Raw genomic sequence first — 14,575 nt, forward strand, 5'->3', positions numbered from 1 at the left:
GAACCATGCAGAAGCGCCTCGCCGCCGGTGGCGTCGCGACCCTCGGTGTCGCCGCCGCGATCGTCCTCGGCACCGCCGCCTCGGCCAGCGCCCACGTCGAGGCGGAAGCCACCTCGACGGCCGCCAACTCGTACACCACGGTCACCTTCTCGGTGCCGCACGGCTGCGACGGCTCCCCCACGACGAAGCTCCGGTTCCACGTGCCCGAGTCCGTGATCGAGGTCACGCCGACCGTCAACCCGAACTGGACCATCTCGAAGGCGACCGAGCCCTACACCGCCGCGAGCTCCGCCGCCGGTGACGACGACGAGGCCGAAGCCGCCGCCGAGCGCGTCACGAGCATCACCTACACGGCGAAGACCCCGCTCCCCGCCGACGAGCGCGACACGTTCTCGCTCTCGTTCTCGCTGCCGGACGGCAAGGCCGGCGACACGGTGTCGATGCCCGTCACGCAGACCTGCGAAGCGGGCTCCACCGAGTGGGACCAGGCGACGAAGGCCGGCCAGGCCGAGCCGGAGCACCCGGCCCCCGCCATCACCCTCACCGCGGCCGACGCAGCCGGCGACGAGCACGCCCACGGCACCACGGAGTCGACCGAGTCCGACGCGGCGGCGGCGACCACCGCCTCCAGTTCGACCACGGCGGAGGCGGCGGACCCGGACCTGGTGGGCCGGTTCCTCGGGCTCGGCGGCCTGCTCCTCGGCGCGGTCGCGCTCGTCGTCTCGGTCGCGGCCACACGCCGACGCGGCAGCAGCAAGTGAGGTCGGCTGACCGGACGCGACGCCGGGCCGGGAGGCTCGGGGCCGCGTCCGCCGCCGCCCTCGCGATCGCGGGCGGTGCGGTCCTCGGCCTCGCCGCCCCGGCCAGTGCGCACAACTACGTCGTCTCGGCGACGCCCGCGGCCGACAGCACCCTGACGAGCCTGCCGAAGACCTTCGCCATCACGACGAACGACCGGCTGCTCGACATCGGCGACACGGACTCCGGGTTCGCGTACCGCATCGTCGGTCCGGACGGGAAGTACTTCGAGAACGGCTGCGTCGACGTCGAGGGGCCGACCATGTCCACCGCGGCGGCGCTCGGCGACTCGGGGAAGTACACCGTCGAGTGGCAGATCATCTCGGCGGACGGGCACACCGTCTCGGACTCGTACGACTTCACCTGGGACGCCCCGGCCGGCTTCTCCCCCGCTACGGGATCGGCCGAGCCGCCGAGCTGCGCGACCGACGGGGCGAGCTCGTCGGCCGCTGCGACGACGACGGGCACGGAGTCCGGCGAGTCCTCGTCGACGGCGTCCGACGCGCTGTGGATCGGCGCGGGCGGGATCGTCGTCGTCGCCGCGGTCGTCGCCGTGCTGCTGCTCGTCCGTCGTCGCCCGGCCCCCGCCAGCGACGAGGACTAAACCCCGCCGGGGCCGCGCGGCCCGGCGCCGTGCGGGGCCGGTGCGCCCCTGCCCTTCGGGCGCCGAGGTCGCACGCCCCGCCGCCGCCCGACCGTCGACGTCGCACGATCGGCCGCCCGACAGCCCTCCCGGCGGCAGAACGGGCGACCTGGGCCCCGCCCGCCCCTCGCGCCGACAGACCCCAACACCGCCGACCCCGACGGCTACGCCTTCCCCGAGGTCGCACGACGCGCCGTCAGAGTTCGGCCGAGGTCGCGCAGCGCGCCGCCGCCCGACCGTCGACGTCGCACGATCGGCCGCCCGACAGCCCTTCCGGCGGCAGAACGAGCGACCTCGGCCCCGCCTCGGTTCGGACGGCCGAACGGCCCCGGCACGACCCGACGCGACGCCCGATCCCGCTGCAGCTCGACCGCCCCCCTGCCGAAGTCGCAGGACATGCCGCCAGCAGTCCACCGAGGTCGCACGATCGGCCGCAGGAAAGCCCTTCCGGCGGCAGAACGTGCGACCTCGGCCCCGCCCCGGTTCGGGCGTCGACGGGCACGCCGCCGCTGGGCCTGGCTGGCGCCCCTTCCCCGAGGTCGCAGGACACGCCGCCGGCAGTCTGTCGAAGTCGCACGATCGGCCGGACCACGGCCCGTCCGGCGGCAGGACGTGCGACCTCGGCGGGCGGGCGGCCGGACCACGGCCCGTCCGGCGGCAGGACGTGCGACCTCGGCGGGCGGACGGCCGGACCACGGCCCGTCCGGCGGCAGGACGTGCGACCTCGGCGGGCTCACCGCACGCCGACCACCGCACTCGGCGCCCCGCGCGCCCGTCCGCCCGCCCGCACGCCCGCGCACGACGAAGGCCCCGTACCGATCGGGACGGGGCCTTCGTCGTCTGCGCTACTTGACCAGCGCCGGCAGGTTCTTGCGGCTGGTGAGGACCTGGTCGATCAGGCCGTACTCCACCGCTTCCTGCGCGGACATGATCTTGTCGCGCTCGATGTCGTGGTTGATCTCTTCCGGCGTCTTGTTCGAGTGCTTCGACAGCGTCTCCTCGAGCCAGGTGCGCATGCGGAGGATCTCCGCCGCCTGGATCTCGATGTCGGACGCCTGACCGCCACCCTGCTGGGTCGCGGGCTGGTGGATGAGCACGCGGGCGTTCGGGAGCGCCAGGCGCTTGCCCGGGGTGCCACCGGCGAGGAGCACCGACGCGGCCGAGGCAGCCTGACCGAGGCACACGGTCTGGATCTGCGGACGGATGTACTGCATCGTGTCGTAGATCGCCGTCATCGCGGTGAACGAGCCACCGGGCGAGTTGATGTACATGACGATGTCGCGGTCCGGGTCCATCGACTCGAGCACGAGCAGCTGGGCCATGACGTCGTCAGCCGACGCGTCGTCGACCTGGACACCGAGGAACACGATGCGGTCCTCGAAGAGCTTCGCGTACGGGTCCTGCCGCTTGTAGCCGTAGGCCGTGCGCTCTTCGAAGCTCGGCAGGATGTACCGATTGGACGGGGCCGGGACGTTCTGCGCGCCACCGAGCATGGGGAGATGCATTCTCGATTCCTTTTCTTCGGTGGGGATCAGGACTGGGCGTCGGGCTCGGCGGCCGGGGTCGGCGTCTCGCCGTCGGTGACGGTTCCGCCGCCGCCGATGACCTCGGCGGACGAGGCACGGAGGTGGTCGACGAAGCCGTACTCGAGGGCTTCCTGCGCCGTGAACCAGTTGTCGCGGTCGTTGTCCTTGAGGATCTGCTCGATCGACTTGCCGGTCTGCTCGGCGGTCAGCTCGGCCATCCGCTGCTTCATGTCGAGGATGACCTTCGCCTGCGTCTGGATGTCCGCGGCGGTACCGCCGAAGCCACCGGACGGCTGGTGCAGGAGCACGCGGGCGTTCGGGGTGATGTAGCGCTTGCCGGGCGTGCCGGACGAGAGCAGGAACTGCCCCATCGAGGCGGCGAGGCCGATGCCCACCGTGACGATGTCGTTCGGCACGAACTGCATCGTGTCGTAGATCGCCATGCCGGCGGTGATCGAGCCACCGGGCGAGTTGATGTAGAGGTAGATGTCCTTCTCAGGGTCCTCGGCGGCGAGGAGCAGCAGCTTGGCTGCGATCTCGTTCGAGTTGTCGTCGCGGACCTCGGAGCCGAGCCACACGATCCGGTCTCTCAGAAGGCGGTCAAAAACACTGGGGTTCAGTGTTGCTTCGGCCATGGAAAAGCTCCCGTTCAGTTGTCGCTTGTTGTCGAACTTATCGGTTGCAACGCACGCGGTCTCGTGTGTTCGCTGTCGGCGGTCAGCCGGTGCGGGAACGGACAGGAGGCGCGGTGCCAGCTGGCACCGCGCCTCCTGTCCGTGAGGGTGGTCGCGACTACTTCGCGTCGGCCTCGGCCGACTCGTCGTCGGCCTCGTCGGACTCGACGTCGGCGTCCTGGGCGACACCCGCGGTGAACGCGGAGAGGTCGACCGGGTTGCCGGCGGTGTCCTTGACGGTGACCTTCGACAGGACCGTCGCGACGGCCTTCGAGCGGGCGACCTCGCCGACCATGCCGGGGATCTGGCCGTTCTGGTCGATCACCTTGATGAACTCGGCGGGCTCCATGCCGTACTGCGAGGCGGCCTGGATGAGGTACTGCGTGAGCTCCTCCTGCGAGACCTGGATCTGCTCCTTCTCGGCGATGGAGTCGAGCAGGATCTGCGAGCGGAACGCCTTCTCGCTGGACTCGGCGACCTCCTTGCGGTGCTCGTCGTCCTCGAGACGGTTCTCCTGCTCGAGGTGACGGTGCACCTCGTCCTCGATGAGCTTCTCGGAGATCGGGATCTCCACCGACTCGAGGAGCTTCTCGACGAGCTTGTCGCGAGCCGCCGCGCCCTGGCCGAAGGTCTTCGACTTGGCGATCTGGTCCTTGAGGTCGGCCTTGAGCTCGTCGAGCGTGTCGAACTGGCTGGCGATCTGGGCGAACTCGTCGTCGGCCTCGGGGAGCTCGCGCTCCTTGACGGCGGTGACGGTCACGGCGATCTGAGCGGTCTCGCCCTCGCGGTCGCCACCGACGAGCTTCGACTCGAAGGTGGTGGACTCGCCTGCGGTGAGGGACTCGAGCGCCTCGTCGATGCCCTCGAGCAGGTCGCCGGAGCCGATCTCGTAGGAGACGCCGGTGGCCGAGTCGACCTCGTCGTCACCGATGGTGGCGGTCAGGTCGAGCTGGGCGAAGTCACCGGACGTCGCCGGACGGTCGACCGTCACGAGGGTGCCGAAGCGGGTGCGCAGGTTCTGCAGTTCCTCGTCGATCTCCTCGTCGGAGACCTCGACCTCGTCGACCTCGAGCTCGAAGGAGCCGTAGTCGGGGAGGTCGAACTCGGGGCGGACGTCCACCTCGAAGGTGAGGACGAGGTCGCCGGAGAAGTCCTTAACGTTGGGCAGTTCGGCGACGTCGGCCTCGGCACGGCCGAGGATGCGCAGCTCCTGCTCGTCCACCGCCTGGCGGTAGAAGGTGTCGATGGCGTCGCCGACGGCGTGGTTCAGGACCTCGCCACGGCCGACGCGCTGGTCGACGATCGCCGGCGGGACCTTGCCCTTGCGGAAGCCGGGGATGTTGATCTGCTCGGCGATGTGCTTGTACGCGTGGTCGATGCTCGGCTTGAGATCTTCCGGCGTCACGTTCACGGTGAGCTTGACGCGGGTGTCGCTCACCTTGTCGACGGTGCTGGTGGCCAAGGGATGTTCTCCTGTTGGTTGACGTTCGATGTGACCTGGTCGGGGCGACAGGATTTGAACCTGCGACCTCCCGCTCCCAAAGCGGGCGCTCTACCAAGCTGAGCTACGCCCCGGTACGAGGGCCAGGATCGTCGTGTGCGCCGGACGGCGCGCGGGCAGGACGAGTCCGGCCCCACGACCTCGATGAGTCTAGCGGGCTCCGGGTGCGGAGAACCCGGCAGGACGCCCGGTTGTGGGAAGTCAGTCCTCCGCGGCCTTCCGGAGCCCCCGTCGCCAGCGCACGCCCACCAGGACCTGCACCGCCAGCGCGGCCACCCCGAGCAGCAGGCCGGCGACGATCCGCCAGACGTGCAGGAGCGCGTGCCACGGCTGGGCCTGCGGGTCGCCGAACAGCTCCGGCCGGAGGGACAGCACCAGCGCGGCGACGGCGACGAGCACGTAGGACAGGACCCGGGAGCGCCTGATCGTGCGCTGCGACGACTCGTCCGGCGGCGGCAGGATCATGGGGGTGTCGTTCGTCCGGTATGGTGGTGGGGCTGCGACTCGTGCGCAGTCGCGGGGATGTAGCTCAATGGTAGAGCCCCAGTCTTCCAAACTGGCTACGCGGGTTCGATTCCCGTCATCCCCTCCATTCCCGCCATCCCCTCCATTCCCGCCATCTCCTCTGATCAGTCACGACGGGCTTTGTCCCCGATGACCGCATTTCGGAGGACTAGTGTGGCGGCACCCGGAAGGACGGCGACCGCGCGGTGGACCCCGCTGCCGCAGCAGATCGATCGCGGGCCCCATGTCACGAGTCCGCTCCATCCTGCAGACCGCCCTCACCCTCCCTGCCCGGAGCGCCCGGTTCAGCGAGTTCGTCTTCCGCCGCTCCGACGCCGCGTTCGACGTGTTCCCGGACGACCCCGCAGCCGGTGAAGTGCCCGGAGCCGGGCTCGACCGTGTCCTGTTCATCGGCGAGCGCGGCGAGTTGTCCCTGGGCGTCCGCACGCACGAGCTGTCGATCCCGGCGTTCTTCGCGCGACACCGTGCCGCTCAGTACGGCCGGGGCACCGCGTGGTCGATCGCGAGCTGCCCGTCGTCGAGCATCCGGCAGCTGCCGGCGGTCGTCCGGGGGCACCGCGAGCAGCTGCGGGAGTGCCAGCTCGTCGTGGTCATGGTCGGGATCACCGACTCCCTGAGCGTGATGGCGCCGGCGACGTGGGAACGACACCTGCGGGACACCGTCGAGGCGCTGCACGAGGCACTGCCCCGGGACGCGCGGGTCATGGTCGGCGAGATCCCGCCCCTCGACAACGCCGGCAGCCTCTCCCGTGCGGCACGTGTCGCGGCAGGGGTGCACGGGCGGGCACTCAACGCCCGGTCCCGCGCCGTGGCGGAGGACCTCGACCGGGTCGACGTCGTCGACTTCCCCGAGGAACTGACCCGGTCGGTGTGGCGCCCCGAGGCCGAGGAGCACCGGTACCGGGACACCTACGCCGTGTGGGGCGCCCACCTGGCCGACCACGTCTGACCCCGGCCGGCCCCGTCAGCGCACGGACGGCTCCGACTCGACCGGTCCCGACACGACCGGCCCCGGTCCGACCAGCGCCGCCTCGACGAGTTCCGTGATCAGCTCCCCGTACCCCAGGCCGACCGCCGCGTACATGAGCGGCACCTGCGACCGCTCGGTGAACCCGGGCGTGGTGTTCACCTCGTTGAGCACGACGCCGGCGCCGGTGGCGAAGAAGTCGAAGCGCGCCACCCCCGAGCAGCCGAGCACCCCGTAGAGGACCCGCGCCGCCCGGTCGACCGCCTCGTGCTCGTCCGGTGCGACCCGGGCGGGCACGGTGAACTCCGCGGTCCCGTCGTACTTGCGCGCCCGGTCGAACACACCGTCCCGGTCGACGCCGACCTCGAGCGTCGCTCCGGCCCGCAGCGCGCCGTCGCGGTCCCGGAAGAGGGCGATGTCGACCTCACGGCCGGTCACGAAGGACTCGACGAGCACGTCCTCCCCCGCGGCACGGGCGACAGCGATCGCCGGGCGGTACGCGTCCGCGATGGCGACGCGCGTGACGCCGTTGCTCGAGCCTCCCGTCGTGGGTTTCACCACGAGCGGCAGGTCGAGCGGCGGCGCTCCCACGCGCTCGCCCGGGCGGACGAGCACGGCGGGTGCGGTGGCGATCCCCGCCGCCTCGGCGAGGAGCTTCGTTGCCCACTTGTCCATGGCCAGGGCGCCGGCCCGCACCGGAGCACCGGCGAAGGGGACGCCGAGCATGGTGAGGAGCCCGGCGACGGCACCGTCCTCCCCGTGCACGCCGTGCAGGAGCGGCAGGGCGACGTCGCACGTCGTGAGGTGCCGGACCGCGTCGGAGGCGGTGCGGGCCTCCCCGTCGTCGGTGCGCCAGCGGCCGTCCCGGTCAATGGTGAGCGCGACGACCTCGTCGCCGTTCCCGCGGGCTGCCCGGGCCGCCGCCGCGGCGGAGGCCAGGGAGACCTCGTGCTCGTCGCTGCGTCCACCACCGATCACGGCGATCCGTCGTGGGGTGTGTGCGCTCATGCTGTTCCTCCTGTGTCCGTACCGACCACGGTCGTGCGGTGGACCCGCGCGACGCGACTGCCGATGTGGGTGACGATCTCGTGCGGGATGGTGGACGCCCAGCGCGCCCAGTCGGCGACGGTCGGTTCGCCGTGTCGACCGGGGCCGAACAGGGTCGCGACCGTGCCCGGGCGCACCTCGTCGCCGCCGGTGTCGACGACGAGCATGTCCATCGAGAACCGTCCGACGATCGGCCGCCGTCGTCCGTCGAGCAGCACCTCGGCGCGGCCTGCGGCAGCCCGGAGCAGTCCGTCGCCGTAGCCGAGTGGGAGGAGCGCGAGCGTGGTGTCGTGCGTCGCGGTGAAGTCGTGGCCGTACCCGACACCGGTCCCGGCGCGGACGGTCCTGGTGGACACGACCCGGGTGCGCAGGGTCAGCGCCGGGCGCAGGACGTCGGTCGTGCCCGAGGGGTCGATGCCGAACAGGCCCGCGCCGATGCGGTGCACGTACCCGGCACCGGCAACGGCACCGGCACCGGCACCGGCTCCGGCTCCCGCTCCCGCTCCGGTGAGGGTCGCGGCGGTCGCGGCGAGGTGCGCGACCGCCGGGGTGAGCACGCGGCGCCGGGCGGTCCGGAGCGCGGCGTCGAACACGAGACGCTCGCGGACGTTCTGCGGGTCGTCCGGGCGGTCGGCGCACGACAGGTGCCCCATGACACCGACGACCCGGACGTCTCCGGCCCCCTCGAACTCGCGGGCGAGGGCGCACAACGTCGGCCAGTCCGTGGACGGGCACCCGTCGCGGGCCATCCCGACGTCCACGTGCAGGTGCACCCGAGCCCGACGTCCGACGGCTCGCGCTGCCCGGGCGACGGCGGACAGGACGGCCGAGCTCGGCACCGCCAGGTCGACGTCCGCCAGCACCGCCGCTCCGAAGTCGGCGTCGACCGGGTTGAGCCAGCTGAGCACCGGCACGTCGACGTCTTCACCGCGGACGGCGAGCGCCTCGGCGATCGAGGTCACGCCGACCGAGCGGGCGCCGGCCTCGACGACCGACCGGGCGAGGGCCCCGTGCCCGAACCCGTCGGCCTTGAGCACCGCCATGAGCCGACCACCGGTCCGCCGGGCGAAGAACGCCGTGTTCGCCCGGACCGCGTCGTCGTGGACGACCAGCTCCGACACCGGGGAGCGCATCACTGCCGCATCCGGGGGTCCTGCGTCGGGTCGACGAACATCTCCGGACACCCCGACTGGACGGCCTCCGGGCGGAGCTCGAAGTGCCACCCCTCATTCGCGTAGATCTGGCACAGGCCGTAGGCGTCCCCGTGGTCGGACAGCCAGCTCGCCGCGTCCCACGACCCGATGTCGACGGCGTCACCGCGGACGTGTGCCGACGTCGTCGGGGTCGCCACCCAGCGGGCGGCCTCGTGCACCGAGCCGTACTCGTCGACCGCGTCGCGCAGGAGCTGCTGCTGGTACGCGGCAGAGCGCCACCCGCTGTTGAGGACGAAGGTGACGTCCTCGTCCGCGGCGTCCCCGGCAGCGTGCCGGAGGGCGGCGAGGAGCGCGGGATCGAGCCGCGTGACGGCGGGCAGCGTGTCGTCGAAGACCGAGGCGTCCGACGGGGTCTCCCCACCGGCGCGGCCCGTCGCCGAGGCCACCGACGGCCCGGAGTCGGCGCCCGCCACACCCTCGACGGTTGAGCGGACCGCGCACCCCGCCAGCAGGACGGCGAGCACGAGGAGGAGGACGAGGGTCAGGCCCGGCACGAGGACCCGGTGACGGGGACGGGCGGACTGCTCGGGACGCGGCGGACGGCGACGGCTCACGGGGAAGGACATGTGACCGATGCTCGAGCGAGCGGTGTTGCGAGGGCGTATGCGTTCCCGCATACGTTCCCGATACGTCGGGGCTCGTAGCATCGTCCCGTGCGTGTGCTGATCGTGGAGGACGAACCGTTGCTGGCGGAGGCCGTCCGCGACGGGCTCCGGCTCGAGGCGATCGCCACTGACGTCGCCCCGGACGGCCACACGGCCCTGGAACTGCTCAGCCTCAACACGTACGACGTCGCCGTGCTCGACCGGGACGTGCCGGGCCCGTCCGGGGACGCGATCGCCGCGCACGTGGTCGCCTCGGGCAGCGGGACGCCGATCCTCATGCTCACCGCAGCCGACCGGTTCGACGACAAGGCGTCCGGGTTCGCCGTCGGCGCCGACGACTACCTGACGAAGCCGTTCGACCTCCGCGAGCTGGTCCTGCGCCTCCGTGCCCTCGCCCGTCGTCGCACGCCCTCCCGCCCGCCGGTCCTGGAGTTCGGCGGGGTGCGCATCGACCCCTTCCGGCGGGAGGTCGTCCGTGACGGCCACTTCGTGGCCCTCACCCGCAAGCAGTTCGCGGTGCTGGAGGTCCTGGTCGCCGCCGCCGGCGGCGTCGTCAGCGCCGAGGACCTGCTCGAACGCGCGTGGGACGAGAACGCCGACCCGTTCACGAACGCCGTCCGGATCACGGTGTCGACCCTGCGCAAGCGGCTCGGTGAGCCGGAGGTCATCGTGACGGTACCCGGCGTCGGGTACCGGATCGCCGCCTCCACGGCCGAGGAGGCCCGCCCATCGTGACGAGACGGCCCGGCCTGAGCGTGCGGTGGCGTCTCACCCTCAGCTACGCGGCGGTGGTGGTCGTGACGGGCGTGCTCCTGCTCGCCGTCGTCTGGGTCTTCCTGCTGCGCTACGTCCCGACGGAGCAGATCTCCCTGCAGTCCGGGTCGGTCCCGAACCGGACCGACCTGGTGCGGGCCTTCGTCCCGCCCGCGGTGGGCGCCCTCGGCGCCCTGCTGGTGGCGGGCCTCCTGGGTGGGTGGCTGCTGGCGGGCCGGGTGCTCGCGCCGCTCGCCCGCTTGCGGACCGCGGCCCGGCTGGTCGGGACGGGGTCGCTGGCGCACCGGGTGCGGTTGCCGGGGCGGGACGACGAGTTCCGTCAGCTGGCGGACGCGTTCGACGCGATGCTGGACCAGCTGGAGGCGCACGTGGCAGCGCAGGAGCGCTTCGCCGCGAACGCGTCGCACGAGCTTCGCACCCCGCTGGCGATCACGCGCACGGTCCTCGAGGTCGCGCGCGACGACCCCGAGCACGACCACTCGGCGCTCGTCACGAAGTTGCTCACGGTGAACGCCCGAGCGGTCGACCTGACGGAGGCGCTGCTCCTGCTCAGTCGCGCGGGTCGCCGCCCGACAGCGCGGCAGCCCGTCGACCTGTCCCTCGCGGCCGAGGAGGCGACCGAGGCGTTGCTGCCGCTCGCCGAGGCACGCGGGGTCGCGCTCGAGGTGGAGGGCACGGCCGCACACGCGCCTGGCGTGCCCGCGCTCCTGCTGCAGCTCGTCGTGAACCTCGTCCACAACGCGGTCGTGCACAACGTCGAGCGTGACGGCGGCGGCGTGCCGTTCGTCCGGGTGACCACCGCCTCCGGCACGCTCGACGGCGGATCGGTAGCGGTACTGGTGGTCGAGAACAGCGGCCAGGAACTCCCGCCCGAGCTCGTCGCGACCCTGACCGAACCGTTCCAACGCGGGACCGCCCGGGTGCACCAGGACCAGGTCGGCGCCGGACTGGGGCTCGCGATCGTGGACGCCGTCGTCCGTGCCCACGAGGGGACGCTGCGGCTCGACCCGCGTGCGGGAGGTGGGCTCGTCGTGACGGTGCGGCTGCCGGGCGCGGGCACTCCCCCGACCCCGTAGACGAATCCGGCGTCAGCGCCGCGCGGAGCGGACGGCGTCGCCCCGCTCATGACGGTCGACCACGGACGCGATGTCCCTGCGCTGCCCGTCGACGGTCTCGTACCCGTCCGCGCGGACCGGGCTCCACGGTGCCAGGAACGCGCGGTTGCGCACCAGCAGGTCGGCGAGCGCCGGCCCGTCGTCCGGCGTGACGAGACGGAGCGGAAGCGTCACGACCGCACCGCCCCGCGCTCGACCTGCCCCAGGGGACGGGCCATCTCCAGCGTCGTCCCCTCCGTGAAGCCGACCGGCCGCGTCCGACCGGTCGGCACGAAGCCGTGCCGGGCGTAGAAGCGTCTGGCCGGTGTGCCGTGCTCGTGGACGTACAACCGGAGACGCGTCGCACCGCGTCGGTCCGCCCAGTCGACGATGCCACCCAGGAGCGCGTCGGCGACCCCGTGCGCACGACCGCGGAAGGCCAGCGAGACGAAGACGCCGGTCAGGACGGGATCGGTGCCGTCGGTGTCCCCGCTCTGCGCGCTCATCATCCCGATCCACCGTCCGGACGTGTCGTCGACGGCCGCGAGGCTGGTCGCATCGACCGCCTGACCCCGGCGGGCCCGGAGCCGCCAGTCGTCCTCGGTCATCGCGAGAGTGGTCTCGAGCGTCGCGCCGTACGAGATCGGGTTGTCGGTCGCGTTCTCGATCCGGAGCTCGCGGACCAGCGGCCAGTCGTCCTCGGTGGTGCGGTGGATGGAGAACGCGGTGCCCATGCAACGACCGTACCGGCGAGCGGGAGCGTCTTCTGTGCCGCCCTAGGCTCGAGGGCATGGACATCCTCCGGCCCATCGACCTCGCGTCATGGCCGCGCCGCGAGCACTTCGAGCACTACCGCGAACGCGTCCCCTGCACCTACGCGATGACGGTGGACGTCGACGTCACCGAACTCGTCGACACCCTGCGCGGTACTCCGGTCAGGAGTTCCGTGGCGCAGATCTGGGCCCTGTCGGCCGTCGTCAACAGGCACGCCGAGTTCCGCACGGCACTCGACCCCTCCGGTGCCCCGGCCGTGTGGGACGTCCTGCACCCGTCGTTCACGGTGTTCAACCCGGAGCGGGAGACGTTCGCGAGCGTGTGGACGCCGCACCGCGAGGACTTCGTGACGTTCCACCGTGAAGCCGCCGACGTCCTCGACCAGTACCGCACGGCGTCCTCGCTCTTCCCGCAGGACGACGTGCCACCGAACGTGTTCGACGTGTCGAGCATCCCGTGGACGTCGTTCACGGGGTTCACGCTGGGCATCCGGGATGCACGGGACCACCTGGCGCCGATCTTCACCCTCGGCCGCTACCGGCGGATCGAGGACCGGGTCATCCTGCCCTTGGCCGTCCAGATCCACCACGCTGCGGCGGACGGGTTCCACACGGCCCGTCTCGTCACCGAGTTGCAGGAGCTGTTCGCCTCACCGCAGTGGGCCTCCGGACCCGCCAGCTGATCCGGTGCCGCGCTGGTCGGCCGCGTCCAGGGGCACCTCCGGCTCGCGGAACGGCACCCCCAACTCCTGCGCGGCCTCGACGTACGCCCGGTACAGCGCCGTGTACCGCTCTCGCGCCTGCTCCGCCCGCGCCAGATCGGGCGGTCGCTCGACGAACGTCTCGTACCCGATGGTCCGGCGGGCGGCCTCCTCGGCGGTGACGGCGTCGGACCACCGCCACACGTCGGCAGCGTCAGCACCGGCCGGCGCAGCTCGCATGACGACGTCCGGGACGCGCGCGGGCGGGACCGTGTCCGTGTCCGACGCTCATCGTGCCGTGCCGGCGCGCAGGCCGCGGTCCAGGAAGTCGATCAGCCACGCGAAGCTCTCGTCGACGTCGGTCCCCATCTGGAAGCCGCCGGAGACCTCGAGCGTCGCGAAGCCGTGCAGCACGCTCCGGAGCATCCGCAGCGCGTGCACCTGGTCCGCCGGGTCGAGCCCGTAGTCACGGAACACCGCCTCGAACGAGGCCAGCGTTCGGTCCAGCGCGAGGGTGAGCGGGTCGTCGGCGTCCTCGGGACGGGCACCGGTCGTGGCTGCGTACCGGCCGGGGTGCTCACGGACGTACCGGCGGACCGCACCGGCGGCTGCGGCGAGGGCGTCCCTCCCGGCCCGCCCCTGTGTCGCGTCCCGCAGTGCATCGCCGAGTTCGGCGACCGCCACGACCGCGATGCGTCGGGTGAGGTCGGTGAGCCCGCCGACGTGCTTGTAGAGCGACGGCGCCTTGACGCCGAGCCGCTCCGCGACGGTGCTCATGCTCACCTGCGCGAGTCCGATCTCGTCGGCGAGTGCGGCGGCGGCCTGGGTGACGACCGCCGCGTCGAGTCCGGCCCTAGGCACGGTCGGCGTCCGTCGTGGCGGAGGCGAGGGTGCGTCCGAGGAACGGGAGGAGGAGCGCCAGGACGTCACCCGGGGTCTCGGTGTGCGGGTAGTGGCCGGCGCCCTCGATGACGGCGAGTTCGCCGAGCCCGGCGGGCAAGTCGGCCAGGATGCGGCGTCCCTCGGCAGCGGGGTCCGCCCAGTCGGGGTCGGCGCTGCCCTCGACGACGAGCACGGGGCAGCGGACGTCCGCCAGCCGGGCGCCGGCGTCGGCCGGGGAGGTCTTCGTCATCGCGCGGAGGACCGCCATCCGCTCGGGCTGCCGCAGGGTCTCCTCGATGCGGGCGCGCTCCTGCGTCCAGTCGGCGGGCTTCGTGGGGACGGCGACGTCCAGGTAGGCGAGCCACCCGGGCAGGCTGCCGGTCGTCATGACCTTGAGCAGCTGGGACGTGCCGGAGCGGTGCCGGTTGCGGTTGCGGAGGAACCCGCCGAGGTCGAACGACTGCGCGCGGGTGAAGGGGGCGAGCTCGACGATGCCCGCGACGACGTCGGGAGCATCGGCTGCGGCGATCGTGGCCGCGCCACCGCTGATCGACTGTCCGACGATGACGGCGGGACCGCCGAGGTGCCGGACGACGGCGACCAGGTCGGTCGCGATGTCGGCACGGCCGTAGCCGGACCAGCCGGTGCTCGAGTCGCCGCACCCGCGGATGTCGACGTTGGCGACCCGGTACCCGGCGGCGACGAGCTCCGGCTCGACGAAGCGGTACGAGTGCCGGCTGTCACCCATGCCGTGCGCGAGGACGACGAGGGGTCCGGTACCGCTGACGTCGACGGCGATGGTGCCGCCCGCGAGTGCGATGTGTTCGAGCATGAGCTCCTCCTGGCTACGA

General features: G+C 72.3%; 18 protein-coding genes and 2 tRNA genes. 7 read left to right on the plus strand and 13 right to left on the minus strand.

Going from position 1 to position 14,575, the window contains the following annotated elements; all coding sequences use genetic code 11:
* The first annotated feature begins 5 nt into the window (after nucleotides 1-5).
* Both KM842_RS08150 and KM842_RS08155 read left to right on the plus strand, forming a co-directional pair.
* The gene (locus KM842_RS08150) at nucleotides 6-761 is read left to right on the plus strand and encodes a YcnI family copper-binding membrane protein (RefSeq protein ID WP_216257416.1); all 756 of its coding nucleotides are present in this window, start codon (nucleotides 6-8) and stop codon (nucleotides 759-761) included.
* On the plus strand, nucleotides 758-1,402 hold the full coding sequence (locus tag KM842_RS08155) for a copper resistance CopC family protein (protein WP_216257418.1): 645 nt from the start codon (nucleotides 758-760) through the stop codon (nucleotides 1,400-1,402). The genes KM842_RS08150 and KM842_RS08155 overlap by 4 nt, the downstream gene beginning before the upstream one ends.
* An 884-nt stretch (nucleotides 1,403-2,286) precedes the next feature.
* On the opposite strand, the gene KM842_RS08160 is transcribed toward KM842_RS08155, so the two are convergent.
* The 5 genes from KM842_RS08160 to KM842_RS08180 all read right to left on the minus strand — a co-directional run bounded on the left by KM842_RS08160 (nucleotide 2,287) and on the right by KM842_RS08180 (nucleotide 5,607).
* The gene (locus KM842_RS08160) at nucleotides 2,287-2,946 is read right to left on the minus strand and encodes an ATP-dependent Clp protease proteolytic subunit (protein WP_027464696.1); all 660 of its coding nucleotides are present in this window, start codon (nucleotides 2,944-2,946) and stop codon (nucleotides 2,287-2,289) included.
* A gap of 26 nt (nucleotides 2,947-2,972) precedes the next feature.
* On the minus strand, nucleotides 2,973-3,602 hold the full coding sequence (locus KM842_RS08165) for an ATP-dependent Clp protease proteolytic subunit (protein WP_216257419.1): 630 nt from the start codon (nucleotides 3,600-3,602) through the stop codon (nucleotides 2,973-2,975).
* Nucleotides 3,603-3,759: 157 nt separating this feature from the next.
* Nucleotides 3,760-5,103 carry a trigger factor gene (tig, locus tag KM842_RS08170; RefSeq protein WP_216257421.1) on the minus strand — a complete coding sequence of 448 codons (1,344 nt, stop codon included), beginning with the start codon at nucleotides 5,101-5,103 and terminating at the stop codon, nucleotides 3,760-3,762.
* Nucleotides 5,104-5,139: 36 nt separating this feature from the next.
* Nucleotides 5,140-5,216 (minus strand) — tRNA-Pro (locus KM842_RS08175).
* A gap of 127 nt (nucleotides 5,217-5,343) precedes the next feature.
* Complete coding sequence (locus tag KM842_RS08180) at nucleotides 5,344-5,607, minus strand: hypothetical protein (RefSeq protein WP_216257422.1); 264 nt, start codon at nucleotides 5,605-5,607, stop codon at nucleotides 5,344-5,346.
* A 53-nt stretch (nucleotides 5,608-5,660) separates the two neighbouring features.
* Between KM842_RS08180 and KM842_RS08185 the strand changes: the two genes are divergently transcribed.
* Nucleotides 5,661-5,734: transfer RNA gene (locus KM842_RS08185), tRNA-Gly, on the plus strand.
* A gap of 156 nt (nucleotides 5,735-5,890) precedes the next feature.
* Nucleotides 5,891-6,616, plus strand: a complete 726-nt coding sequence (locus KM842_RS08190) for an SGNH/GDSL hydrolase family protein (protein ID WP_216257424.1) — start codon at nucleotides 5,891-5,893, stop codon at nucleotides 6,614-6,616.
* Nucleotides 6,617-6,631: 15 nt separating this feature from the next.
* Here KM842_RS08190 and KM842_RS08195 read toward each other — a convergent pair whose 3' ends face one another.
* The 3 genes from KM842_RS08195 to KM842_RS08205 are packed head-to-tail and all read right to left on the minus strand — an operon-like array spanning nucleotide 6,632 to nucleotide 9,461.
* Entirely contained in the window at nucleotides 6,632-7,642 is a 1,011-nt protein-coding gene (locus KM842_RS08195; protein ID WP_216257425.1) for a D-alanine--D-alanine ligase family protein, read from the minus strand.
* Nucleotides 7,639-8,814, minus strand: a complete 1,176-nt coding sequence (alr, locus tag KM842_RS08200) for an alanine racemase (RefSeq protein ID WP_216262227.1) — start codon at nucleotides 8,812-8,814, stop codon at nucleotides 7,639-7,641. Before alr ends, KM842_RS08195 begins: the two co-directional genes overlap by 4 nt.
* Nucleotides 8,814-9,461 carry a M15 family metallopeptidase gene (locus KM842_RS08205; RefSeq protein ID WP_216257428.1) on the minus strand — a complete coding sequence of 216 codons (648 nt, stop codon included), beginning with the start codon at nucleotides 9,459-9,461 and terminating at the stop codon, nucleotides 8,814-8,816. The genes alr and KM842_RS08205 overlap by 1 nt, the downstream gene beginning before the upstream one ends.
* An 87-nt stretch (nucleotides 9,462-9,548) precedes the next feature.
* Between KM842_RS08205 and KM842_RS08210 the strand changes: the two genes are divergently transcribed.
* Nucleotides 9,549-10,235, plus strand: coding sequence for a response regulator transcription factor (locus KM842_RS08210; protein ID WP_216257430.1), 687 nt, complete (start codon nucleotides 9,549-9,551; stop codon nucleotides 10,233-10,235).
* Nucleotides 10,232-11,350 carry a sensor histidine kinase gene (locus KM842_RS08215; RefSeq protein ID WP_216257432.1) on the plus strand — a complete coding sequence of 373 codons (1,119 nt, stop codon included), beginning with the start codon at nucleotides 10,232-10,234 and terminating at the stop codon, nucleotides 11,348-11,350. The genes KM842_RS08210 and KM842_RS08215 overlap by 4 nt, the downstream gene beginning before the upstream one ends.
* A gap of 12 nt (nucleotides 11,351-11,362) precedes the next feature.
* On the opposite strand, the gene KM842_RS08220 is transcribed toward KM842_RS08215, so the two are convergent.
* Nucleotides 11,363-11,563 (minus strand): GNAT family protein, encoded by a 201-nt coding sequence (locus tag KM842_RS08220; RefSeq protein ID WP_216257434.1) that lies wholly within the window; start codon nucleotides 11,561-11,563, stop codon nucleotides 11,363-11,365.
* Entirely contained in the window at nucleotides 11,560-12,102 is a 543-nt protein-coding gene (locus KM842_RS08225) for a GNAT family N-acetyltransferase (RefSeq protein WP_216257436.1), read from the minus strand. The genes KM842_RS08220 and KM842_RS08225 overlap by 4 nt, the downstream gene beginning before the upstream one ends.
* Before the next feature lie 56 nt (nucleotides 12,103-12,158).
* On the opposite strand from KM842_RS08225, the gene KM842_RS08230 reads away from it, so the two are divergent.
* The gene (locus KM842_RS08230) at nucleotides 12,159-12,824 is read left to right on the plus strand and encodes a CatA-like O-acetyltransferase (protein ID WP_216257438.1); all 666 of its coding nucleotides are present in this window, start codon (nucleotides 12,159-12,161) and stop codon (nucleotides 12,822-12,824) included.
* Here the strand turns inward: KM842_RS08230 and KM842_RS08235 are convergent.
* From KM842_RS08235 to KM842_RS08245, 3 genes are read right to left on the minus strand one after another with little or no spacing between them, the layout of a single operon-like run.
* Nucleotides 12,792-13,082, minus strand: coding sequence for a hypothetical protein (locus KM842_RS08235; protein ID WP_216257439.1), 291 nt, complete (start codon nucleotides 13,080-13,082; stop codon nucleotides 12,792-12,794). The genes KM842_RS08230 and KM842_RS08235 overlap by 33 nt on opposite strands.
* Before the next feature lie 48 nt (nucleotides 13,083-13,130).
* Complete coding sequence (locus KM842_RS08240) at nucleotides 13,131-13,703, minus strand: TetR/AcrR family transcriptional regulator (RefSeq protein ID WP_216257441.1); 573 nt, start codon at nucleotides 13,701-13,703, stop codon at nucleotides 13,131-13,133.
* A complete protein-coding gene (locus tag KM842_RS08245; RefSeq protein WP_216257443.1) occupies nucleotides 13,696-14,556 on the minus strand; it encodes an alpha/beta fold hydrolase in 861 nt (286 codons plus the stop codon). Before KM842_RS08245 ends, KM842_RS08240 begins: the two co-directional genes overlap by 8 nt.
* Nucleotides 14,557-14,575: the final 19 nt, after the last annotated feature.

The sequence above is a fragment of the Curtobacterium sp. L6-1 genome (assembly GCF_018885305.1).
Lineage (GTDB): Bacteria > Actinomycetota > Actinomycetes > Actinomycetales > Microbacteriaceae > Curtobacterium > Curtobacterium aetherium.

Bases quoted from the DNA above. Each gene is read 5' to 3' on its own strand.
- KM842_RS08150 (WP_216257416.1), top strand. From the start codon at position 6: ATGCAGAAGCGCCTCGCCGCCGGTGGCGTCGCGACCCTCGGTGTCGCC.
- KM842_RS08160 (WP_027464696.1), bottom strand. From the start codon at position 2,946: ATGCATCTCCCCATGCTCGGTGGCGCGCAGAACGTCCCGGCCCCGTCC.
- KM842_RS08165 (WP_216257419.1), bottom strand. From the start codon at position 3,602: ATGGCCGAAGCAACACTGAACCCCAGTGTTTTTGACCGCCTTCTGAGA.
- KM842_RS08180 (WP_216257422.1), bottom strand. From the start codon at position 5,607: ATGATCCTGCCGCCGCCGGACGAGTCGTCGCAGCGCACGATCAGGCGC.
- KM842_RS08190 (WP_216257424.1), top strand. From the start codon at position 5,891: ATGTCACGAGTCCGCTCCATCCTGCAGACCGCCCTCACCCTCCCTGCC.
- KM842_RS08195 (WP_216257425.1), bottom strand. From the start codon at position 7,642: ATGAGCGCACACACCCCACGACGGATCGCCGTGATCGGTGGTGGACGC.
- alr (WP_216262227.1), bottom strand. From the start codon at position 8,814: ATGCGCTCCCCGGTGTCGGAGCTGGTCGTCCACGACGACGCGGTCCGG.
- KM842_RS08205 (WP_216257428.1), bottom strand. From the start codon at position 9,461: ATGTCCTTCCCCGTGAGCCGTCGCCGTCCGCCGCGTCCCGAGCAGTCC.
- KM842_RS08225 (WP_216257436.1), bottom strand. From the start codon at position 12,102: ATGGGCACCGCGTTCTCCATCCACCGCACCACCGAGGACGACTGGCCG.
- KM842_RS08230 (WP_216257438.1), top strand. From the start codon at position 12,159: ATGGACATCCTCCGGCCCATCGACCTCGCGTCATGGCCGCGCCGCGAG.
- KM842_RS08235 (WP_216257439.1), bottom strand. From the start codon at position 13,082: ATGCGAGCTGCGCCGGCCGGTGCTGACGCTGCCGACGTGTGGCGGTGG.
- KM842_RS08245 (WP_216257443.1), bottom strand. From the start codon at position 14,556: ATGCTCGAACACATCGCACTCGCGGGCGGCACCATCGCCGTCGACGTC.